The 22,133-nt window shown below is 54.9% G+C and carries 21 protein-coding genes and 1 pseudogene; 15 read left to right on the top strand and 7 right to left on the bottom strand.

Annotated features, from left to right (window positions below):
* Window positions 1-160 precede the first annotated feature (160 nt).
* Window positions 161-670 (bottom strand): hemerythrin domain-containing protein, encoded by a 510-nt coding sequence (locus JQU52_RS11775; protein WP_230338675.1) that lies wholly within the window; start codon window positions 668-670, stop codon window positions 161-163.
* 237 nt (window positions 671-907) lie between these two features.
* Here JQU52_RS11775 and JQU52_RS11770 point away from each other — a divergent pair, with 237 nt between their 5' ends.
* From JQU52_RS11770 to JQU52_RS11760, 3 genes are all read left to right on the top strand, one after another.
* On the top strand, window positions 908-2,170 hold the full coding sequence (locus tag JQU52_RS11770; RefSeq protein ID WP_230338674.1) for a glutamate-5-semialdehyde dehydrogenase: 1,263 nt from the start codon (window positions 908-910) through the stop codon (window positions 2,168-2,170).
* 193 nt (window positions 2,171-2,363) lie between these two features.
* Complete coding sequence (gene htpX, locus JQU52_RS11765; RefSeq protein WP_230338673.1) at window positions 2,364-3,212, top strand: protease HtpX; 849 nt, start codon at window positions 2,364-2,366, stop codon at window positions 3,210-3,212.
* Window positions 3,213-3,618: 406 nt separating this feature from the next.
* A complete protein-coding gene (locus JQU52_RS11760; RefSeq protein WP_230338672.1) occupies window positions 3,619-4,674 on the top strand; it encodes an NAD(P)H-dependent flavin oxidoreductase in 1,056 nt (351 codons plus the stop codon).
* An 85-nt stretch (window positions 4,675-4,759) separates the two neighbouring features.
* On the opposite strand, the gene JQU52_RS11755 is transcribed toward JQU52_RS11760, so the two are convergent.
* A complete protein-coding gene (locus JQU52_RS11755; RefSeq protein ID WP_230338671.1) occupies window positions 4,760-5,620 on the bottom strand; it encodes a LysR family transcriptional regulator in 861 nt (286 codons plus the stop codon).
* 112 nt (window positions 5,621-5,732) lie between these two features.
* Between JQU52_RS11755 and JQU52_RS11750 the strand changes: the two genes are divergently transcribed.
* The 3 genes from JQU52_RS11750 (at window position 5,733) to ygiD (ending at window position 7,706) form a co-directional block, all read left to right on the top strand.
* A complete protein-coding gene (locus tag JQU52_RS11750) occupies window positions 5,733-6,143 on the top strand; it encodes a DoxX family protein (RefSeq protein ID WP_230338670.1) in 411 nt (136 codons plus the stop codon).
* Window positions 6,144-6,226: 83 nt separating this feature from the next.
* Window positions 6,227-6,820 carry an FMN-dependent NADH-azoreductase gene (locus JQU52_RS11745; protein ID WP_230338669.1) on the top strand — a complete coding sequence of 198 codons (594 nt, stop codon included), beginning with the start codon at window positions 6,227-6,229 and terminating at the stop codon, window positions 6,818-6,820.
* An 85-nt stretch (window positions 6,821-6,905) separates the two neighbouring features.
* Entirely contained in the window at window positions 6,906-7,706 is an 801-nt protein-coding gene (gene ygiD, locus JQU52_RS11740; RefSeq protein ID WP_230338668.1) for a 4,5-DOPA-extradiol-dioxygenase, read from the top strand.
* Between the two features lie 70 nt (window positions 7,707-7,776).
* Here the strand turns inward: ygiD and lptG are convergent, their stop codons facing one another.
* Window positions 7,777-8,865 carry an LPS export ABC transporter permease LptG gene (lptG, locus tag JQU52_RS11735; protein ID WP_230338667.1) on the bottom strand — a complete coding sequence of 363 codons (1,089 nt, stop codon included), beginning with the start codon at window positions 8,863-8,865 and terminating at the stop codon, window positions 7,777-7,779.
* Window positions 8,862-9,974: an LPS export ABC transporter permease LptF gene (gene lptF / locus JQU52_RS11730; RefSeq protein ID WP_230338666.1), complete on the bottom strand. Its 1,113-nt coding sequence runs from the start codon at window positions 9,972-9,974 to the stop codon at window positions 8,862-8,864. The genes lptG and lptF overlap by 4 nt, the downstream gene beginning before the upstream one ends.
* 132 nt (window positions 9,975-10,106) lie before the next feature.
* Between lptF and JQU52_RS11725 the strand changes: the two genes are divergently transcribed.
* The gene (locus JQU52_RS11725; protein ID WP_230338665.1) at window positions 10,107-11,540 is read left to right on the top strand and encodes a leucyl aminopeptidase; all 1,434 of its coding nucleotides are present in this window, start codon (window positions 10,107-10,109) and stop codon (window positions 11,538-11,540) included.
* A gap of 7 nt (window positions 11,541-11,547) precedes the next feature.
* Entirely contained in the window at window positions 11,548-11,997 is a 450-nt protein-coding gene (locus JQU52_RS11720; RefSeq protein WP_230338664.1) for a DNA polymerase III subunit chi, read from the top strand.
* Window positions 11,998-12,171: 174 nt separating this feature from the next.
* On the opposite strand, the gene JQU52_RS11715 is transcribed toward JQU52_RS11720, so the two are convergent.
* A complete protein-coding gene (locus tag JQU52_RS11715) occupies window positions 12,172-12,420 on the bottom strand; it encodes a hypothetical protein (protein WP_230338663.1) in 249 nt (82 codons plus the stop codon).
* 389 nt (window positions 12,421-12,809) lie between these two features.
* Window positions 12,810-13,604 (bottom strand): IclR family transcriptional regulator, encoded by a 795-nt coding sequence (locus JQU52_RS11710; protein WP_230338662.1) that lies wholly within the window; start codon window positions 13,602-13,604, stop codon window positions 12,810-12,812.
* Between the two features lie 126 nt (window positions 13,605-13,730).
* Here JQU52_RS11710 and JQU52_RS11705 point away from each other — a divergent pair, with 126 nt between their 5' ends.
* Together JQU52_RS11705 and JQU52_RS11700 are read left to right on the top strand one after the other, a co-directional pair.
* Window positions 13,731-14,918, top strand: coding sequence for an acyl-CoA dehydrogenase (locus JQU52_RS11705; RefSeq protein WP_230338661.1), 1,188 nt, complete (start codon window positions 13,731-13,733; stop codon window positions 14,916-14,918).
* A gap of 115 nt (window positions 14,919-15,033) precedes the next feature.
* Window positions 15,034-16,224 (top strand): CaiB/BaiF CoA transferase family protein, encoded by a 1,191-nt coding sequence (locus JQU52_RS11700; protein ID WP_230338660.1) that lies wholly within the window; start codon window positions 15,034-15,036, stop codon window positions 16,222-16,224.
* A 155-nt stretch (window positions 16,225-16,379) separates the two neighbouring features.
* Here the strand turns inward: JQU52_RS11700 and purM are convergent, their stop codons facing one another.
* Window positions 16,380-17,414, bottom strand: coding sequence for a phosphoribosylformylglycinamidine cyclo-ligase (gene purM, locus JQU52_RS11695; protein WP_230338659.1), 1,035 nt, complete (start codon window positions 17,412-17,414; stop codon window positions 16,380-16,382).
* A gap of 325 nt (window positions 17,415-17,739) precedes the next feature.
* On the opposite strand from purM, the gene JQU52_RS11690 reads away from it, so the two are divergent.
* The 5 genes and pseudogenes from JQU52_RS11690 to JQU52_RS11670 all read left to right on the top strand — a co-directional run bounded on the left by JQU52_RS11690 (window position 17,740) and on the right by JQU52_RS11670 (window position 22,126).
* Complete coding sequence (locus JQU52_RS11690) at window positions 17,740-18,699, top strand: L-lactate dehydrogenase (RefSeq protein ID WP_230338658.1); 960 nt, start codon at window positions 17,740-17,742, stop codon at window positions 18,697-18,699.
* 237 nt (window positions 18,700-18,936) lie between these two features.
* A pseudogene (locus JQU52_RS11685) lies at window positions 18,937-19,995 on the top strand (AI-2E family transporter); the annotation flags it as partial.
* Window positions 19,996-20,080: 85 nt separating this feature from the next.
* A complete protein-coding gene (locus tag JQU52_RS11680; RefSeq protein ID WP_230338656.1) occupies window positions 20,081-20,287 on the top strand; it encodes a hypothetical protein in 207 nt (68 codons plus the stop codon).
* 52 nt (window positions 20,288-20,339) lie between these two features.
* Entirely contained in the window at window positions 20,340-21,080 is a 741-nt protein-coding gene (gene fabG / locus JQU52_RS11675; protein WP_230338655.1) for a 3-oxoacyl-ACP reductase FabG, read from the top strand.
* Between the two features lie 236 nt (window positions 21,081-21,316).
* Window positions 21,317-22,126, top strand: a complete 810-nt coding sequence (locus JQU52_RS11670) for a mechanosensitive ion channel family protein (RefSeq protein WP_230338654.1) — start codon at window positions 21,317-21,319, stop codon at window positions 22,124-22,126.
* The last annotated feature ends 7 nt before the right edge of the window (window positions 22,127-22,133 follow it).

Here is a 22,133-nt window from a genome sequence, read left to right as displayed (position 1 = left end):
ATCAGGTGTCAGGAATCAGGTGTCAGGTATAGGTCGGATTTAAGAATCCGACCTACGCATAACTGCCTGAAATAAAATATCGTTATTGCCGAATCGGATTCGGTAACCCATTGGCAAGCAGGGTGCAGGCCGGATGTTTGAATCCTGCCTGCCCATCCCATCACACTTTGCGCCGTGCCGCCATGTTTTTGCCGATGGCGGCCATTTTTTCGGCGTCAATCGCGGCTTGCCCGCGCGCAAACCACGGCTCTTCAATCGCCGTGTGTTGGGCGTAAAGACCGGTATAGCGGGCAATCAAATCGGCATCCACGATGTTGAGGCTGCCTGAAGCCAGCGCCTGCAAATGGGCGTCGAGCTTAGCCCACGTTTGGTGCAGTACATCGTGTTGTGCCTGCAAAAAATCCAAATCAGCCGCCGCTTCGGGGCAATATTGCCGCAACAGCGGGAAAAAATCGGCTTCTTCGTCTAGGTGGTGCAAGGGCGCGGCTTGGTTGAAATAGCGGCGGATTTGCACCACCGCCTGTTGCGCGGCCGCATCCATGCCGTGCGCCGCCACATGGGCGGGCAGGGCGTTAAGCTGGCGGCAAAAACGCTTTACTTTATCGTGGCAGGCCAGCAGCATGCTCACCGGCTCGTCAAACGAGGCGCTGGCGGTATTGAATAAATCCATCGGTTTTCCTGTGGTTTGGCAAGACGGGCGTGTTGTTTTAAGATAGCATTACTGCATTATAGTGAATTAAATTTGAACCAATACTGCGTTGGCTCGCCTTGCCGTACTATCTGTACTGTCTGCGGCTTGCCGCCTTGTCTTGATTCAAATTTAATCCACTATAAAAGCACCGGCAGCTCAAGCGCCCGAGTAAAACAAATACAAGCACAAGAATAACACAGCACAAGGAGTTTTCCGTTGGACGACATCAATACCTATATCCGCACCGCCGCCCAAAATGCCAAGGCGGCTTATTTTGCGCTGGCTGCGGCCAGCAGCGCCGCCAAAAACCAAGCCTTGTTGTATATGGCCGATGGTTTGCTGCAAAACCAGGCTGCCTTGCTGGCCGCCAATGCCGAAGACATGGCCGCCGCACGCAGCAAAGGCCTCGATAGCGCCTTGCTCGACCGCCTGCAAATCACCGAAAAAACCATTGCCGCCATGGCCGAAGGTTTGCGCCAGATTGTGGCGTTGCCTGATCCGGTGGGCGAAATGGACGAATTCCGCACCCAGCCTTCCGGCATTCAAGTGGGCAAAATGCGCGTGCCGCTGGGTGTGGTGGGCATTATTTATGAATCGCGCCCCAATGTAACCATTGACGCGGCGGCGTTGTGCTTAAAGTCGGGCAACGCCTGCTTGTTGCGCGGCGGTAGCGAAGCCATCCGCAGCAACCGTGCCATTGCCAGCGTGATTGATGCCGCATTGCGCACCGCCGGCCTGCCTGAACACGCCGTGCATTTAATCGAACACACCGATCGCGCCGGGGTGGGCGCCATGCTGCAACTGCCCGAATACATCGACGTGATTATCCCGCGCGGCGGCAAAAGCTTGGTGGCGCGCATCAGTGCCGAGGCGCGCGTGCCGGTGATTAAACACTTAGACGGCATTTGCCATGTGTATCTGGATCAAGATGCCGATGCCCAGATGGCACTGGCCATTGCCCTGAACGCCAAAACCTCGCGCTACGGCACTTGTAACACCATGGAAACCTTGCTGGTGCACGCGGATCGCGCCGCCGAGCTGCTGCCGCGCCTGCAAGCGGCCTATGCCGAAAAAGGGGTGGAATTGCGCGGCTGTGGGCAAGTGCAAGCCATTTTGGGCGACACAGTGCTGCCTGCCAGCGCCGAAGACTGGGACACCGAATACCTGGCGCCGATTTTAGCCATCAAAATCGTGGCCGACATCAACGAAGCCATTGCCCACATCAACCGCCACGGCAGCCACCATACCGACAGCATCGTCACCCAAAACTATGCTCGCACGCAGCAGTTTTTGCGCCAAGTGGATTCGGCCAGCGTGATGGTGAACGCCTCCACCCGTTTTGCCGACGGCTTTGAATACGGCCTGGGCGCCGAAATCGGCATTTCCACCGACAAAATCCATGTGCGCGGCCCGGTGGGTTTGCATGGGCTGACCAGCCAGAAATGGGTGGTGTTGGGGCAGGGCGAAATTCGCGGCTAACGCGCAACAATTGGCAGCAATACGCAGGCTTATGAGTTGAATTTGCATAAATTTGCAGCTTTGTTGCTGTGCCGTACCCCTTGAATTTGCGACAATACGCCGTATTTTGTTCAGGCAGCCTTGGTTATTTTTATTGGTATGAGAGGCTGCCTGAAACCATACACACAACAAGAACCACACCGAAGGACACGACGTGAAACGCATCTTTTTATTTATCGCCACCAATATTGCCGTGCTGGTGGTGATTAGCATTATTCTGAGTATTTTGGGTGTCAGCGCCAACCCCAACGACACCGTGGGGCTGTTGGTATTTTCTGCCGTGGTGGGTTTTACCGGCTCGATTATTTCCCTGCTCACCTCCAAATGGGTGGCCAAGCGCTCGGTGGGGGCGCATGTGATTGAACAGCCGCGCAACGAAACCGAAGCCTGGCTGCTCAACACCGTGCAAAACCAAGCACGCCAATGGAATCTGAAAATGCCGGAAGTGGCGGTCTACGATTCGCCCGAGCCCAACGCTTTTGCCACCGGCCCCAGCCGCAACAACTCTTTGGTGGCGGTGAGCACCGGCTTGCTGCGCAATATGAACCGCGATGAAGTGGAAGCAGTGCTGGCGCACGAAATGGCGCACGTGGGCAATGGCGATATGGTTACACTCACCCTGATTCAAGGCGTGGTGAATACTTTTGTGGTGTTTTTGGCGCGCATCGTGTCGGGCATGGTGGCACGCAATAGCGACGGCGAAGTGTCGCACGGGATTTATTTTATGGTGAGCATGGTGCTGCAAATCGTGTTCGGCTTTTTGGCCAGCTTTATCGTAATGTGGTTTAGCCGCCAGCGCGAATACCGTGCCGATGCCGGTGCCGCCAAGCTGGTGGGTGCACCCAAAATGATTGCCGCTCTGCAACGCCTCAAAGGCGGGGAGAGCCAACTGCCGCGCGAAATGGCCGCCATGGGTATTGCCAGCGAAGCCAGCAAAGATTCCTTGCTCAGCACCCATCCCAGCCTCGACAACCGCATTGCCCGCCTGCAACAAATGGGCTGATGCCGCGCTTGCTTGATGGCTTTAAAAAAGGCTGCCTGAAATGTGTTCAGGCAGCCTTTTTGATTGGGTATGATGTGGCTTTTATCCAGAATAGTAAAATCAAGGATAAAGTGATACAAATTGATTAGGCGTAGGTTGGGTTAGCCATAGGCGTAACCCAACACAATTCAAATAGTTTTATAAATCAATATGTTGAAAAACAGACGTTGGGTTACGGCCTTGGCGGCCTAACCCAACCCATTACTCATGCTTTTTTGGCCTTTGCGGCAAAATGTCGGATTCAAAAAGCCGACCTACGCATGGATTTTGTGGCCATATTTATTAAACGTGGCACCATGTCCGCTAGCCGGTGCCATGCACTGCGCTGATTACACCTTAAAAAAACGACTCATCCGGAGCCCGCCCCATGTCTTTATCCGCATTGCCTTCCGCATATCCTTTAATTCAAGCCCCCATGGCCGGGGCGCAAGACAGCCAGATGGCGATTGCCGTGTGCCGTGCCGGCGGCTTGGGCTCTTTGGCGGCGGCTTTATTGTCGCCGCCGCAGTTGGCCGCTGAATTGGCGGCGATTCAGGCCGCTACTGATGCGCCGTTTAATGTGAATTTCTTTGCCCACCAAATGCTTGAACCCACCCCGCAACAAATGCGGCGCTGGCACGATTTTTTGCAGCCGTATTTTGACCGCTTCGGCGTGGATGCGGCGGCAATGGATGCGGGCGGGTTGCGACAGCCGTTTGGCGATGCACAGTTGGCAATCGTGCAGCAATACCGCCCGGCAGTGGTGAGCTTTCATTTCGGCTTGCCTGCCGCCGCGCAGGTACAGGCGCTGAAAGACATCGGCACATGCATTATTGCCAGCGCCACCAGCGTGGCCGAAGCGCAGTGGTTGGCTGAGCGCGGGGTGGATGCGGTGATTGCGCAAGGCAGTGAGGCGGGCGGCCATCGCGCCTTATTTTTGGCCGACGATGTGGCCAGCCAAACCGGCACTTTGGCCTTGCTGCCGCAAATTGTGGATGCGGTGCCGCTGCCGGTGATTGCTGCCGGCGGCATTGCCGATGTGCGTGGCATCCGTGCCGCTTTGCAATTGGGTGCCACCGCGGTGCAAATCGGCACCGCCTATTTATTGTGCGACGAGAGCCGCATCAGCCCGCTGCACCGCGCGGCGATTAACGCGGCCATGCAAGCACCGCAACAAGCGCAAACGGCCATCACCAATCTGTTTTCCGGCAAACCGGCACGCGGCTTGGTGAATACCCTGATGCGCGATGGTGGCTATATGCATGCCGATGCGGCACCGTTTCCATATGCGGCTGCGGCAGTCAACGCCATTCGCGCCAAGGCGGAAAAACAGGGCGACAGCGGCTTTACGCCTTGGTGGTGCGGGCAAAACCCCAGCGGCTGCCGTGCGGTATCGGCCACGGAGTTGACACAGGATTTATGCCGGGCTTTTCAGGCAGCCTGAGGTTGATATCGGGTGGTGTCAACCTACCCTAGGCTTAATTGAAATTACACATCCGCTTGTCAAGGCTACCTGAAATGTAAAACCATTACTCCTCAGCATCCAGCGGATGCTGCGGCAAATACGCTGCCAAAAAATCAATAAAGCTGCGCACTTTGGCGCTTAAAAATTCACGATCCATATAGGCGGCGTAGAGGGTGAGGTTTTGCCTCATGTCGTGGTTGATGCGGTGCAGGCGACCTTGTTGGATGTCGTTGTGGGTGAGCCATGCGGGCAAATAGGCCAGCCCCATGCCCGCCAAAGCCAGCTGGTAGAGCATTAAAGTATTGTTGCTGTCGGCCACCAGCGGCAAGGTGGTGTCCATGTCCACATAATTGGGCAGCAGGCCGTGGTGCTGCGGCCAGTTTTCCGGCCGGGGATCGCCGTGGCGGGCGATATAGGCGGGGCTGGCCACCCAATCAAAGCCGATTTGGGTGAGCGGTTTCACAATCAGATTCGGCTCGGGGCGGCGGGTTACGCGCAAGGCCAAATCCATGCCGTGGGCAATCAAGTCGGTGTGTTGGCCGTCTAGGTGCAGGCTTAGGCGCACTTGCGGATGGGCTTGGCGGTAGGCGGCCAGGGCGCGGGCAAAGTAGGGCGTGGCGCACCAAGCGGGCAGAGTGATTTTCAACAGCCCTTGCGCGGTGACCGTGCCTTGGCGGGCGGCTTCGCCGGCATCGGCCAAGGTGTCCAGCGCCAGCACGCATTGGCGGTAGTATTGCTCGCCCGCTTCGGTGAGGCTGAGCTTGCGGCTGCTGCGGTTGAGCAGCTTGGCTTGCAGGTGGTTTTCCAGATGGCGCACATGCTTGCTGGCCATGGCGATGGAAATGCCCAATACATCGGCAGCGCGGGTGAAACTGCTGTGTTCCACCACTTGGCGGAACACGGTGATGCTTTGCAAAGTGTCCATGATATTTTCTTTTTAGGAAATAATGCGTCAATAAAAATGGTATCGTTTTCTGTTGGTGAAATCAATATACTGCGCACATGGTTTTTCAATACACACACAAGGATTTTTGGATATGAACGCATCTTTAAACCGACTGGCCGCCTACCAACCGCAAGCATTGGCGCTATTGCGCATCGTGGCGGGCTACACCTTTTTGTTGCACGGCAGCGCCAAATTATTGAGTATGCCGCATGTGGCCATGTTTGACGGCTTGCAATTGTTCTCTTTATACGGCTTGGCCGGGGTGCTGGAGCTGGTGGGTGGTTTGTTGCTGGTGTTGGGTTTGTTTACCCGTCCGGTGGCATTTGTGTTGTCCGGCCAAATGGCGGTGGCCTATTTCATGGCGCATGCTTCACAAGGCAGCGTGTTGATGCCGCTGCTCAACGGCGGCGAATCGGCAGTGTTGTTTTGCTTTGTGTTTTTGTATCTGTTTGTGGCCGGTGGCGGTGCTTGGGCGCTGGACAACCGCTTAAGCAACAATTGATTTAAACATTGATTTGAAGCCTGAAAGCCTGATAGCGCACTTTCAGGCAGCCTAAACTGATTTTTTTTTCAAAGGATTATCTTATGAGCACCTTATTGGTATTGCGTACTTCTTTAAACGGCGACAACAGCTTTTCCAACCGCTTGCTGGATGAATTCATCGCCAAAACCGTGGCCAAATGGCCGCACACCCGCGTGGTGGAGCGCGATTTGAATGCCGAGCAAATTCCCATGCTCAACAGCCGCACCGTGGGCGCCATCCGCGCCGGGGTGAACGACACCGAAGAGCGCCGCGCCGCCATTGCTTTGTCGGATGAATTGGTTGCTGAATTGAAAGCCGCCGACTACATCGCCATCGGTCTGCCGCGCTACAATTTCAGCGCTCCGGCCACTTTTAAAAGCTATATCGACTATATCGGCCGCGCCGGTGTTACCTTCCGCTATACCGAAAACGGTCCCGAAGGCCTGCTGCCCGATGTGCCGGTGTATGCCTTTATCACCAGCGGCGGCGCTTATGCCGGCACGGAGCACGACCAAATGAGCGGCTGGGTAAAACAGGTATTGGGCTTTTTGGGCCTGAACAAGGTGGAATTGATCCACGCCGAAGGTTTGGCCTACGCTGCCGATACTGCCATGGCACAAGCCAACGCCCGCATTGATGAGATTGTGGCTTGCTAAAGCAATAGTAAATTGTTTTAAAAAGAAATGTCCGCTTTCAGGCAGCCTTTCAAGGCTGCCTGAAACGCATAGAGAGGAACCCATCATGAACACACCGTCTTCCACCCGTATGCCCGCCTTGTTTATCGGCCACGGCTCACCCATGCTGGCGCTTGAGTCCAACCCTTTTACTCCGCGCTGGCATCAAGCGGCGCAAAAAATACCGCGGCCACGCGCCATTGTGTGCATTTCCGCCCATTGGGAAAGCGAAGACAGTGCCGACACCGCCGCTGCCGAGCCGGGGCTGATTTATGATTTTTACGGTTTTCCGCCGGCGCTGTATCAGGTGCAATACCCGGTGGCAGGCAGCCCGGCGCTGGCGGCGCAGTTAGCGCAGGTATTGGATCACAGCGGTTTGCGCCAAGATGGGCAGCGCGGTTTGGACCATGGTGCTTGGGCGGTATTGAAACACATGTACCCGCAAGCCGATGTGCCGGTGGTGCAGCTCAGCCTCAACCGCAACCTGAGCCCGAAGCAACACATTGATCTGGCGCGCGGCTTGCAGCCTTTGCGTGACGAAGGCGTGCTGATTTTGGGCAGCGGCAATTTGGTGCACAACCTGCGCTTATTGGATTGGCAGCATATGCACGAGGCCGATTTCGGTTTCGATTGGGCGCGCCGTGCGCAAACGCTGCTGCTGGATTTAATCCGCCGCCGTGATTTGGCTACCTTGGCCGATTATGCCGCTTTGGGCGACGACGTGCGCCGTGCCATCCCCACCCCAGAGCATTTTCTGCCTTTGCTGTATGTGTTGGCCTTGCAACAAGACGATGAAGACGCGTTGATTTTCAATACCGAATTTGTGGGCGGCTCGCTGGACATGACTTGTGTGCAGATTGGGGTTTGAGTTTGCACTGGCCTAAAAAAATCCCACCGCAGCGCCGGTGGGATTTTTTAAATCGCCTTTTCAGGTAGCCTTAGCGTCGTTCCTGTTTGCGAATCAGCCACACCGCCAAACAGGCAAACAAGAGGGTGGGCAGGATGGCGGCCAGAAACGGCGGGATGCCGTAAAGCTGGCTGGAAAAGCCAAACAGCCGCCCAGCAAAGTGAAAGGCCAGCCCCAAGCACACGCCGAAAAACAGCTTCAGCCCCATATTGCCGTGGCGGGTTTGCTGGGGGGTGAAGGCCAGCGCCACCAAGGCCATCACCAGTGCGGCCAGCGGATAGCTGATTTTGCGCCACCAAGCCAGCTCGTAGCGAGTGGTTTGCTGGTGGTTGTCTTGCAAGTGTTGTACATAGGTGCCCAAGGCGGCAATCGACATTTGCTCCGGCTCCACCAGCAATACATTCAGCAGCTGGCGGCTCACGGCGGCAGGCCATTCGAGGGTGTCGGCGTGGGCGGCCACGGCGCGGTTGCTTTGCAATTCGGTGCGGCGCACTTGTTGTAAGTGCCAAGTAGCATCGTTGCCGCTTTCGGCATGCAGTGGTGTGGCGGCGGCTGCGTGCACGGTTTCGGTGAGTTCGAAATTGTCGTTGTGGCGGTAGATGGTGATGTCGCGCAGGCTGCTGTCGGGCAGCATTTCGGCCACATTGATGATGTCGTTGTTTTGCTTAATCCAGATGCCGGAGCGGGTGCCGGCGCTGATTTTGTCTTGGGTGGCGTTGAGCTTGAATTGCTCGGCGCGCTGGCCTACGGCCGGCACAATCCATTCGCCCAGCAGCAAGGTGGCCACGGCAAACACCGCTGCAAACTGCAACACCATGCCGATGATGCGGCGCAGGCGAACGCCGCTGGTTTTAATCACCGTAAGCTCGCTGTGGGCGGCTAATTGGCTTAAGGCCACCAAGCCGCCAATCAGTACCGCCAGCGGCATCAGCTCATAGGCGTGCGCCGGGATTTGCAGGGTAACATACCACAGCATTTTGGCATTGTTATAGCTGCCTTGGCCGACATCGCCGATTTGCCCCATCACATCGAAAAAGAAATACAGCGCCAACAGCGCCACCAGTGCATATAAGGTGGCGGTGGTGAGCTGGCGCACCACATAGCGGTTGAGCAGGCTCATGATGGCTTGCCTCCCAATGCCGCTTTGATGCCCGGCCAAAACGCTTGCGCCGGCTGGCTGCGCAGGCGCAACAACAGCCAAAACAGCGCCAACATCAGCACGTGCATCGGCAATAGCCCCATCAGCATCGGCAGCTTGCCGCCGGCCACGGCATCACGCAAAAAGGTAAGGCCGTTTTGGTAGACCAGAAACAGCCCCACGGCAATCAGGATATTATAAGTGTGGCCGCTGCGCGGGTTGTAATAGGATAAAGGCAGTGCCAGTAGGCTGATGACCAGCACGCTCAGCGGCAGCGATAAGCGCCACATCAATTCGGCTTGGTGCTGCGGATCGCCGCTGTGCAATAGTTGCATGGTGGGAATGGTGCGGCGGTTGGCCGAAGCGTCGACAATTTTGGTGCCGGTGCTTACAATCAGGCTTAAGCTTTTGAACGCGGCGCGTTCATAGTCGGCCTGGCCGGGGGTGCCGCTGTAGCGGTGGCCGTTTTGCAGTGCCAGTATGCGTTTGCCGTCTTCTTGTTTGAATTGGCCGCTGGTGGCCAAAATTACGCTGTCGCGGCCATTGCTTTCTTTTTCGCGGATAAACAGATTGCGCGCGTCGCCGCTGTCGCTGTCGAACGATTCGATAAAATACACCCGTGGCAGCTGGCCACCCACTTCGCGGAACACGCCCGGCTCAATCAACGACAATTCTTGCTTTTGTTTGAGGATTTCGGCAAATTCGCGGCTGCGCAATTCCGCCCACGGCAGCAGCCACAGTGAAATCGCCGCCACCAGCAGCGCAAACGGCACCGCAAAACGCAGTATCGGCTGCGTCCATCTTTTTAAAGCCAGGCCGCACGAGAGCCATACCGACATTTCACTGTCGCGCCAGTAGCGGGTAAGTACGGTGAGCGTGCTGATGTAGGCGGTGAGAATCAGCAGCAGCGGCGTAAACCCGATGGTCCAAAAACCCACCAGTGCGGCCACTGCGTCGATGGCCACATTGCCTGCAGCGGCGCGCCCGAGCAAGTTGATGGCCTGGGTAGACACCAAAATGGCCAGCAAAATCACAAAGACGCCCACCGCAGTAAACGAGAGCTCTTTGATAAATTGGCGTTGATAAATCATAAGTTGGCTAATGATAGTGGCTAAGACCGCAGTGGCCGTATGTTTCAGGCAGCCACTTGCGTTACAATGGCAGGGTTTGCAAGGGTGGCCGATACCAGCAATCTGGCCGCCATGACATCAGGAGATGAAAGAATGAAATTTAGCATAAAAGCCGGAAAATTGCAGCCCAATACTGCGGCGGCGGCCTTGTTTGTGTGCACCGATGCTTGCCCGTGCGGGCAAAACGGTGCGGATGAGGTGGTGGCGGCGCTGTGTGCGCAAACCGCCACCGACGAGCAGCGTTTTGTGGGCAGCCAAGTATGGCACAACGGCAGCTTGCAGGCACTGGCGGTATTGCGTTTGCAACACACCGATTACGCCGCGGTGCAAAAAGCGGTGGCCGAAGCGGCAGCATGGGCGGCCAAACAGCCGCAACTGGCGGTGGATGTATCGGCCTTGGATGCCGCTGCCGCCGCCACGGTGGTGGAAGTGCTCACCATTGCGTTGGCGCAAGCGGTATACCGTTTTGACGGTTTGAAAAAAGAAGCCAAACCGGCAGCCTTGGCTGAAGCGGTGTTTTACAGTGGCGAACATGCGCTTCAGGCAGCCTTAAATGTGGCCGAAGCCACCGTATACGGCATGGATATTTGTAAGAATCTGGGCAATGCGCCGGGCAATGTGTGCACGCCCAAATACCTGGCCGACACCGCCCGCCGCGAAGCCGAAGCCGTGGGCGGCCAAGCCAAAATCATGGATGCCGATGCCATTCAAAAATTGGGCATGGGTTCGTTTTGGTCGGTGGCCAAGGCCAGCAGCGAAGGCGCTTATTTGATTGAATTGCGCTACAACGGCGCCGCTGATGCCGATGCCGCGCCGGTGGTGTTGGTGGGCAAGGGCATCACTTTCGACACCGGCGGCATTTCGCTCAAGCCGGGCGAAGCCATGGATGAAATGAAATACGATATGTGCGGCGCGGCCAGCGTGATCGGCACATTCTGCGCGGCGGCCAAATTAAAGCTGCCCATTAACTTAGTGGCGGTGGTGCCCACCTGTGAAAACATGCCGGCGGGCAATGCCAGCAAGCCGGGCGATGTGGTTACTTCTATGAAAGGCCTTACCATCGAAGTGCTCAACACCGATGCCGAAGGCCGCTTGATTTTGTGCGACGCACTCACCTATGCCGAACAGTTCAAGCCGCGCGCGGTAATCGATGTGGCCACCCTCACCGGTGCCTGCATTATTGCCTTGGGACACACCGCCAGCGGCGTGCTAGGCAATAATCAAGCCTTGGTAGACAGCTTGTTGGCTTCTTCGCGGGCAGTGAACGACAAAGCATGGCAATTGCCGCTGTTCGACGAATACAAAGAGCAGCTCAAATCCAATTTTGCCGATTTGCAAAACATCGGTGGCCGTCCGGCGGGTACCATTACCGCAGCGGTATTTTTGTCGTACTTTACCGAAGCCTATCCGTGGGCGCATTTGGACATTGCCGGCACCGCGTGGAAATCAGGCAAAGACAAAGGCGCCACCGGCCGCCCGGTGCCCTTATTGTTGAACTATTTGCGCAGCCAAGCACAGCAGGGCTGAGCCATCAATGGCCACGGTAACGTTCTACACCCATGTGGCGGCGGTAACGCCGTTTGCCTGCCGCCTGGTGCAAAAAGCCTGGGCTTCAGGCAGCCGTGTGCTGGTGTGGCTGGAAGATGAATCGGCGCGGCAAAGCTTTGATGCTTTGCTGTGGTCGTTTGAAGCCGCCAGCTTTGTGCCGCATACCGTGTGGCTGCCTGAAGAAGCAATGCAGCCGCCCATCAGCGCCGGTGTTACACTGGCGTGCGGTGCGGCTTTGCCGCCGCTGGCCGCGGATACGGTGGTGTTGAATCTGGCCGATGTTTACTGGTGCGATGCGCCGCAGCCGCCGGTGCGGGTGTTGGAAATCATCAGCGATGATTTGGATGAGCTGGCCGCCGCCCGTAATCGTTTTCGCGCTTACCGGCAGGCCGGTTTTACGGTACAACACCATGATAGAGCGGGCAAAGATGGTTGATGTGTGTGTTTGAATAAGCACATCACCTAAAGAAAATACGGGGTTCTGTGTTAACAGAACCCCGTATTTTTACCTCTTCAATTAAGCGCCTATACCAAGGCAGGCTTAATCAACGGGTTTTATTGCTGAGCCGGTTTGAATTAAACACACAGTTTAATTACCGGCTTGGCCGTATTATTTAACTTCGGAAGCGGCAGAAGCAGCAGCGGCGCTTACTTCAGAAGCGGCAGCATTCATTTCAGAGGCAGCAGCGGTGGTCACTTCAGAAGCGGCGGCAGTTACTTCAGAAGCGGCGGCAGTTACTTCAGAAGCGGCGGCAGTTACTTCAGAAGCAGCAGAGGCAGCCGGAGTGGCTTGTTCGGCTTGGCCGCAAGCAGCCAACAACAAAGACATCAGGGCAGCAGCCAACAGGGATTTTTTCATGGTGTAATACCTTATCAATCAAACTTAATTATGGTTAATGACGAGTTTGTTTACTTAAGGCATGGTGTATACCGTGTCAAATAAACAATTCGGCTGCGATTATGCACCAGTGGATTTTGTATTGCAATGCAACATGAAAAGAATATTCAGCTAAATGCTTTTTTTAGAATAAAAAAAAGCGTTGTAAAGTGATTGCTGCGCGAATTAGCCAATGCATTGTAAATCATGGTTTTTAAGAATTTGATTTTAATTAAATTTAATTGAAATTAACGAATTTGTGTTGAATAAAATGCTGTTTTAATGCGTTGATGCCCATGTTGCAAAACAACAACATGGGCAATGATTTTGATGCCTTGTCATCAAAACTTAACGCTTTTAGCCGAATGGTCTTAACGTTCGCTGATTCTGGCCGCCAGCCGTTGCAGTTTGGGGGCGATGTCGCGTACAAAGTCGTTCACATGCCAGCGGCTGGCCGGTACGCTGGCATTCAATGAGTGGGTATAGCGCGCTTCGGCGCGGTTGTAAACGCCCACGGCAATGGCGAGGATGTCGGGCGAAAAATCGCCGTTAGACAAACTATAGCCGTGTTGGCGGAAAAATTCGCTTTGCTGCAACAGTAGCTGCCACTGTTGTTCAAATTGCGCCGGCATCACGGTTTGCATATTGCGGCCGATGGCTTCGCGTTGCAGCGCATCGGACACGGCAAAAAAGGCGCGGCCGATGGCGGTTTGTGCAATCGGTACTTTTGAGCCCACCATCAGCTGCACTGCCAGTCGCGCTGGGCTACGAAAGCTGGCCAGATACAGCATTTCGCCCATTTCTTCTTTGGCCAGGCTTACCGAAACCTGGTTTTCCGCCGCAAAGGCCGCCATCAACGGCTGAGCGGTGCGGGTCAAATCGTATTGCGCCCATGCGGTGGCGCTGAGCTGAATGCTGGCCATGCCTAGGCGGTAGCCGCCATCGCGGTCGGCGGCCAGAAATTCGGTTTTCAATAAAGTATAGATTAAGCGCGATACGGTGGCCTTGGGCAGGCCGGTGCGTTCGCAAATGGCTTGGTGGGTGAGGGTGATGCCGCTGTTTTCAAAAGTACTCAACAAGCTTAAGCCGCGCGCCAAGGCGGTGATAAATTGACGGTCATTGTCGTGCTCGGCCTTGTCGATTTGCTGCAAAATGGTTTTTAACACTTTACTTCTCCGCTCAATTTAGGTACATTGTTTCGTATTGTAAAACATAATTTCGCATTGCGGAATTTTATTTGCCGATGCCCGGCTTAAAACCAAAACCGATTTCTATTTTTGAGGAGACACCCCATGGCCAAAAACCACAGCCGCGCCCCGTTTAACTGGGACGACCCTTTGCTGCTGCAACAACAGCTCACCGAAGAAGAGCGCATGGTGGCCGAAACCGCCGAGGCGTTTTGCCAAGATGCTTTGATGCCGGGCATTATTCAGGCCAACCGCGAGGAGTTGTTCGACCGCAACATCATGCGCGAAATGGGTGAATTGGGCTTGCTGGGCGCCACCATCGACGGCTACGGCTGTGCCGGTATGTCGCATGTGGCCTACGGCGTGATTGCGCGGGCGGTGGAGCGGGTGGATTCCGGCTACCGTTCGGCCATGAGCGTGCAATCGAGCTTGGTGATGCACCCGATTTGGGCTTACGGCACCGACGCGCAAAAAGACAAATACCTGCCCAAGCTGGCCACCGGCGAATGGGTGGGCTGCTTCGGCCTTACCGAGCCGAATGCGGGCTCTGACCCGGCAGGCATGCAAACCCGCGCCAAAGCTGTACCGGGCGGCTATTCGGTTTCCGGCACCAAAATGTGGATTACCAACAGCCCGATTGCCGATGTATTTGTGGTGTGGGCGAAAGACGATGCTGGCGAAATCCGCGGCTTTATCTTGGATAAAGGCATGAAAGGCCTGAGCGCGCCCAAAATCGAAGGCAAATTCTCGCTGCGCGCGTCGATTACCGGCGAAATCGTGATGGATGAAGTGTTTGTGCCGGAAGAAAACGCCTTTCCGGATATCCGCGGTTTGAAAGGCCCGTTTGGCTGCCTGAATAAAGCCCGTTACGGCATTGCTTGGGGTGCGATGGGTGCGGCGGAGTTTTGCTGGCACGCTGCGCGCCAATACACTTTGGATCGCAAACAGTTCAACCGTCCGCTGGCGGCCACGCAATTGGTGCAGTTGAAACTGGCCAATATGCAAACCGAAATCGCCTTAGGGCTGCAGGCAGCCTTGCGTGTAGGGCGTTTGATGGACGAAGGCGCAGCAGCACCGGAAATGATTTCGCTGATTAAGCGCAACAACTGCGGCAAAGCGCTGGACATCGCCCGCGTGGCACGCGATATGCACGGCGGCAACGGCATTGCCGACGAATTCCATGTTATCCGCCATGTGATGAACTTGGAAGCCGTGAACACCTACGAAGGTACCCACGATGTGCACGCGCTGATTTTGGGTCGTGCGCAAACCGGTATTGCTGCTTTTGGTTAAGCGGTTTTAAGGCTGCCTGAAACTTTATTTAAAGGTTTCAGGCAGCCTATTTGCCTTTATATAGACGCTTTATATAGACGCTTTGCATCAATTTTAATCCATAAGGAATCCCCTCATGACGCCCCAAGCATTAAACGGCATTAAGGTTTTGGATTTGTCGCGCGTATTGGCCGCGCCCGGCTGTACGCAGATTTTGGCCGACTTGGGTGCCGAGGTGATTAAAATCGAGCGTCCGGGCGAGGGCGATGAAACCCGCCAATGGTCGCCGCCAAGCTTTGCCGACGGCACCGCCGCCTATTTTGCCACCGTAAACCGCAATAAAAAATCGCTCACCGTCGACATGGCCAAGCCAGAAGGGCAGGCTTTATTGCGCCAATTGGCGGCAGCAGCGGATATTGTGGTGGAAAACTTCAAAGTGGGCGGGCTGAAAAAATACGGGCTGGATTACGACAGCCTTAAGCAAAGCAATCCCGGCCTGATTTACGCCTCGCTCACCGGCTTCGGCCAAACCGGCCCCGATGCGGCCAAACCCGGCTACGACTATATTATCCAAGGCTTGAGCGGCTTAATGAGCATCACCGGCCCTGCCGACGGCCTGCCGCACAAAGTGGGCGTGGCGGTGGTGGATTTGTTTGCCGGCTTGCAGCTTACCATCGGCATTCAGGCAGCCTTGATTGCACGCGCCCAAACCGGGCTTGGGCAGCAGGTGGATGTGTCGCTGCTCGACAGTGCCGTGGCCATGAGCGCCAATGTGGGCATGAATTGCCTCGCTTCCGGCAGCGTGCCGCCGCGCTTGGGCAATGCGCACCCGAATATTGTGCCGTATCAGGTATTTGAAGCAGCACACGGCCAGCATCTGATTTTGGCTTGCGGCAACGACAAACAATTTGCCGCCATTGGCCGTGTGATGGAGCAGGAATGGCATACCGAGCCGCGCTTTGCTACCAACCCGCAGCGGGTGGCGCACCGCGACGAATTGGTGCCGCTGATGCAGGCAGTGTTTGCCCACAAAACGCGCGATGAATGGATTGCACTGTTTGAAGCGGCACAAGTGCCGTGCGGGCCGATCAACAACATCGCCGAAGCCTTGGCCATGCCGCAAGTGCAACAGCGCGGCATGGTGGTGGACTTTGCCGCTGGCGGCAGCCCGGTAAAAGTATTGGGCAACCCGATTAAATTATCGGCCACGCCGGTGCAATACCACAGCGCCCCGGCTGCGTTGGGTGCGCACAGCGATGAGATTTTGCGCAGCTTGGGCTATAGTGAGGAACAAATCTGCCAATGGCGTGCTGATGGGGTGGTCTGAATGGTAGATCGGATTCTTGAATCCGACACTTGGCGGTTAAGGCCAAAATATCAATATCTTGTTTGGTGAGCCATGAAAAGCTACCTGAAAGCGAAGCTTCTGTGAAGCCAAAAGGCACTTTCAGGCAGCCTTTTTTTGGCATCGTTTGCAAGCAATCAGGCCACTTGGGTTTGATGCTCGTTGCCGGTGCGGCTGCGGATGTGGCCCAAGCGGTAAACGGTTTCGCCTTGTTCGGCCAAAAAGGCTTGCACTGCGTCGGCGTCTTCCTTGGCCACAATCACCACCATGCCGATGCCGCAGTTAAAGGTGCGGTACATTTCCTGTGTTTCTACATTGCCGGCTTGTTGTAGCCATTGAAACAGCTTGGGCAGCGGCCAGGCTTGGGCATCGATTTGCGCCACGGTGTTGGCGGGCAGTACGCGTGGTACGTTTTCGGTGATGCCGCCGCCGGTGATGTGCGCCATGCCTTTGATGGTGAATTGTTGCAAGGCGGCCAAAATCGGTTTTACATACAGGCGGGTGGGGGCGATGATGGCTTGGCGCAGGGTTTTATTGCCGTCAAACGGGGCGTCCAGCGCGGGCTGGTCGCGTTCGATGATTTTGCGCACCAGTGAATAGCCGTTGGAATGGGCGCCGTTGGAAGCCAAGCCCAACACCACATCGCCGGACACAATGCTGCGTCCGTTAATCACGCGCTCTTTTTCCACCACGCCCACGGCAAAACCGGCCAAGTCGTATTCGCCTTGCGGATACATGCCCGGCATTTCGGCGGTTTCGCCGCCAATCAGCGCGCAGCCCGATGCTTCGCAGCCGGCGGCAATGCCTTTAATCACATCGGTGGCGCGCGCCACATCCAGTTTGCCGCAAGCGAAATAGTCTAAGAAAAACAAAGGCTCGGCGCCTTGCACCAGAATGTCGTTCACGCTCATGGCCACCAAGTCGATGCCCACGGTGTCGTGTTGATCCCAGTCGAAAGCCAGTTTTAATTTGGTGCCCACGCCGTCGGTGCCGGACACCAATACCGGGTTTTGGTATTTTTTGCTGATTTCCACCAATGCGCCAAAGCCGCCCAAGTCGCCCAATACTTCGGGGCGCATGGTGCGTTTGGCAAACGGTTTGATGTTTTCGACCAGTTGGTCGCCGGCGTCGATGTCCACACCGGCATCGCGGTAGCTTAAAGAAGGGCTCATGGCGTTATCCTGATTGGTATAAGCAGTAATTGGTATAAGCAGTAAAAATAGCGACCGCAGCGGTCAAATCGCGCAATTCTACCTTTTTTTAAATGGCTTGAGTATGGCAATCCCATTTTGTCATAATAAATATTAGTGTTGTTATTTTTTCATATTAGAAAATAATAAGTGCTATTTTGATTAATTTATTCATAAATTAGCTTGTTTTGGATTTTTTATTGTTCTATTATGCATAAAATACCTTATTTCTTAACAAGATGATATTCGGTTTCAGACAGCCTTTGCTTCTGAAATCATGCAAACACAGCACAAAAAGGAGTGAACAATGGTGCGCAAAACCGGTAATAAAGTGGTGGTGGTGGGTACGGGCGCCGTAGGCATCAGCTATGCCTTTGCCATGCTCAGTCAAGGGCAGTGTGATGAGTTGGTGCTGATTGATTTGAACAAGAAAAAAGCCAAAGCCGATGTGCTGGATTTGGCGCACGGTGTGTTGTATGCAGCCACGCCCACGCAGATTGCTTTTGGTACTTATGTCGATTGTGCCGATGCGGATATTGTGTGTATTTGTGCCGGGGTGGCGCAAAAACCGGGTGAAACGCGCCTGGATTTGATTGATCGCAATCTGAAGGTATTTCACACCGTGGTGGGCGAAGTGATGGCTTCCGGCTTCGACGGTATTTTTCTGGTGGCCACCAACCCGGTGGATGTGCTGGCGTATGCCACTTGGCGTTTTTCCGGCTTGCCCGCCAGCCGCGTGATTGGCTCCGGCACCATTTTGGACACCGCGCGCCTGTGTTATTACTTGGGGCAGGAATTCGGTGTGGCGCCGGTGAGTATCGACGCACAAATGATTGGCGAACATGGCGACAGTGTGATTGCAGCTTGGAGTACCGCGTCGATTGCCGGTATGCCGCTGAAAGATTTATTGGCGCAAAACCCGAGCAAATCCGGGCGTATGGACGAAATCTACCATAATGTACGCGATGCAGCGTATTCCATTATTGATGCCAAAGGCGCTACGTGTTACGGCATTGCCATGGGGCTGGCCAAAATTTCACAGGCGCTGCTGCATAACCAGAATATTGTGCTCACCGTGTCCACTTTATTGCACGGCGCTTACGGTCATCACGATGTTTATATTGGCGTGCCGGCGGTGCTCAACCGTAACGGCGTGGTGCGGGTGATTGATAAGCCGCTGGATGCGCAGGAACAGGCGCAATTTGACCAATCGGCGGCGATTTTGCGCGATTATCAGCAAAAAGTGCTGGAATACCGCCATGGCTAAGCGGCATGTTTGATGAAGCCCGCCTGTGTCGGCGGGCTTTTTTATGCGCCAGCTGTGTGGTATAGGCAATTTAAATAATTTTAAAAAACAAATACTTGTATTCTTGTTTTGCTAGGTGAGCGCGCAGCGGTGGAAAAACGTTTCCGTTTTAGTGCGCCTGCGCTAAAATGTTGCAGTGCGCAATAAGTGATTTTGCTGTATACACTCAAAATTGATTTGATTCAGATAGGGGAATTTATGCGGCAAGCAGACAAGCGCTCGTGGGCGCCTTGGCTTATCGGCTTGGTGGTGGCAGCCTTGGTGGTGTGGCTGGTGTCGGCCTTGCAAGGTGTGCTGACCCCATTTGTGGTGGCGGGTATCCTGGCCTATATTCTCAACCCTTTGGTGGAGAAACTGCGCCATCGCGGTGTTTCGCGGCCGATTGCCGCCATGCTGGTGATGTTGTTTGCATTGGCCTTACTGGCCTTGCTGCTGCTGATTATCGTGCCGATGCTGATCAATCAGTTTGAGAATTTGTCGGCCAAATTGCCCCAGTTTATGCATTGGCTGCAAACCCGCGCCTTGCCGTGGGTTAACCACACGCTGCGCCTGAATATCGCATTGAATGCCGACAGCGCCGCTTTATGGATGCAAGAGCATATGGGCAGCCTGAAAGACGCGCTGTCCAAAGCCATGCCCACCTTGATGCGCCAAAGCAGTTCCATTTTGGTGATGTTCAGCAATTTATTGCTGCTGCCGTTTTTGCTGTATTACTTTCTGCTTGATTGGGTGCGCTGGACACACGGCATTAAGGTACTGATGCCACGTCGCATTTTGCCTACCTATAACCGTATTGCCACCGAGATGGACAAGGTATTGGGTGAATTTTTGCGCGGCCAGATTACGGTGATGTTGGTGATGGGTCTGCTGTATGGCTTGGGGCTGATGCTGGTGGGGCTGGATTCGGGCTTTGCCATCGGTATGGTGGCCGGTTTGCTGGTGTTTATTCCCTATCTGGGCGCTTTTATCGGCCTGTTGTTGGCCACGGTGGCAGCGGTATTGCAGTTTGATTCGTGGACCGGGCTGTTGCTGGTGTGGGCGGTGTTTGGCATCGGTCAGTTTTTGGAAAGTTTTTTTATCACCCCGAAAATTGTGGGTGATCGCATTGGTTTGTCGCCGTTTTGGGTGATTTTTGCCTTATTGGCCTTTGGCCAGTTGCTCGGTTTTGTGGGTATGTTGCTGGCCTTGCCGCTGGCGGCCATCACTTTGGTGCTGCTGCGCGAGGGTGGTAATGCCTACTTGGCCAGCAGCTATTATTTGCAGGCGCCGGAGGGCAATGCCGTACCGCCACCGCCCGCACCCGCAAGCGTGATTGTATTGCCGAACGAGGGCGAGGCCGGCCGTGAGCCCAACTGAAAAGCTGTATTACAGCGTGGTGGTGTTGGTGTCGGCCATTTCGGTATTGCTCAGCCCGTTTTTTTATGTGCGCCGGGGCAACAGTACGGCCAAGGTGCGTAAGCCGGTGGCGTGGCGCTGGATTATCGCCAGCTATTTGATTATCGGCGGCGTGTTGCTGGCCTTGTTGTATGTGATTTTTTTCAAGCAGTGAATTGTTGGACGGCATGGCCGTCTCTGTTTTAACCTGAAGGAGTTGTTGAATTATGCGTTTAGCAAACAAAGTTGCCGTAATTACCGGTGCTGCCAGCGGTATCGGCTTGGCCACCGCCGAAAAATTTGCCGCCGAAGGTGCTGTGGTGGCGGTGTGTGATGTGAATAAAGCCGGTGTGGATGCCGCTGTGGCCGCACTCACCGCCAAAGGCGGCAAAGCCGTGGGCTATGTGGTGGATGTCACCAATAAAGAGCAAATCAACGCTATGCGTGACGATTTGCTGGCTCAGCAAGGCCATATTGATGTGTTGGTAAACAACGCCGGCATCGTGATGGATGCACAGCTGGTAAAAATGACCGAAGAGCAGTTTGACAAAGTAATCGACATCAACCTCAAAGGCACTTACAACATGGCGCGTGCGCTGGTGGACACCATGGTGGCACAAGGCTCGGGCGTGATTTTGAACGCCAGCTCGGTGGTGGGTGTGTATGGCAACTTCGGCCAAACCAACTATGCCGCCACCAAATTCGGCGTGATCGGCTTTGTGAAAACCTGGTCGCGCGAGCTGGGCAAAAAAGGCATTCGCGTGAACGCCGTGTGCCCGGGCTTTGTGGCCACCCCGATTTTGAAAGACATGCCGGAAAAAGTACTGGCCGCCATGGCCGACAAAGTGCCGATGAAACGCTTGGCCGACCCGGCTGAAATCGCCAATGTATACGCCTTCTTGGCCAGTGATGAAGCCAGCTACATCAACGGCGCAGCCATTGAAGTAACCGGCGGTTTGACGCTGTAAGCCGTTTTTAATATCACCGGCCTTTGCCGCTTTCAGGCAGCCTTTATCCATAAGGCTGCCTGAATTTTTTGGATTTGGCATGGGTTGGATGTGTCTTGTACAATCGGGCGCGGTATCACGGGCGCGGTGGGTTTTACGGTTATTGCCGATATCAAACCCTAAAAAAGAACCGGACTACGTTGGCTTGCCTCGTTATCTTATTTTTAGCATTGGTATGACATTAAAGGAACACACAGATGGACATCCGGCAGCAAACCACACAGCTATTGCAACAATGGCAAACCCAGTTGTGGCATTGGGTGCCCAATGTGGTGTCGGCAGTGCTGATTTTGTTGTTGTTTTGGCTATTGGCCTTGGCCAGCCGCTGGCTGTGCGTGCGTTTTGACCACCGCATCAGTGGTGGCCAAGTGCATGTGGGGCGTTTGCTGGGCTGGGCGGTGTATGTGTTTTTTCTGGTTTCCGGCGCATTTTTGGCACTGGATGCCCTGAAGTTAACCCAGTTTCTCACCCATATGCTGGCCGGTGCCGGCATTGTGGGCATTGTGGCCGGTTTTGCATTGCAAGACATCGCCTCCAATGCGTTTGCGGGCATGTTGGTGCGGCTGCAACGGCCGTTTGATGCGGGGCAATGGGTGGAAGTGAACACGGCTTTTGGCCAAGTGCGGGAAATCAGCATGCTCACTACCGCCATCGATACCCCCGACGGGCAAACCGTGTATGTGCCCAATCAGCTGATTTACAGCAATAATTTCAAAAATTACTCTACCTTGGGCAAGCGGCGGGTGGTGATTGCCTGCGGTGCGGCGCTGAGTGATGATTTGGCGCAAGTACAACAGCTGGCGTTGGCGGAAATCAACCAAATTCCCGGGCGCCTGCCCGGCAGCGGTGCGGATTTTTATTGGAAAGACCTCAGTGCCGCCGGTTGCCATTTTGAAGTGGGCTTCTGGATTGCTTTTCAGGAATACAGCCAATATTTAGCCGCTGTCGATGAGGCGGTAAGCCGCCTAAAAAACCGCTTTGCAACCGAAAAAATCAACCTCGTATAGAAAGGCT

This window comes from Paralysiella testudinis, assembly GCF_016894345.1.
In the GTDB taxonomy this organism is placed as follows: domain Bacteria; phylum Pseudomonadota; class Gammaproteobacteria; order Burkholderiales; family Neisseriaceae; genus Paralysiella; species Paralysiella testudinis.
This window is presented reverse-complemented; position numbering and strand designations above follow the sequence as displayed.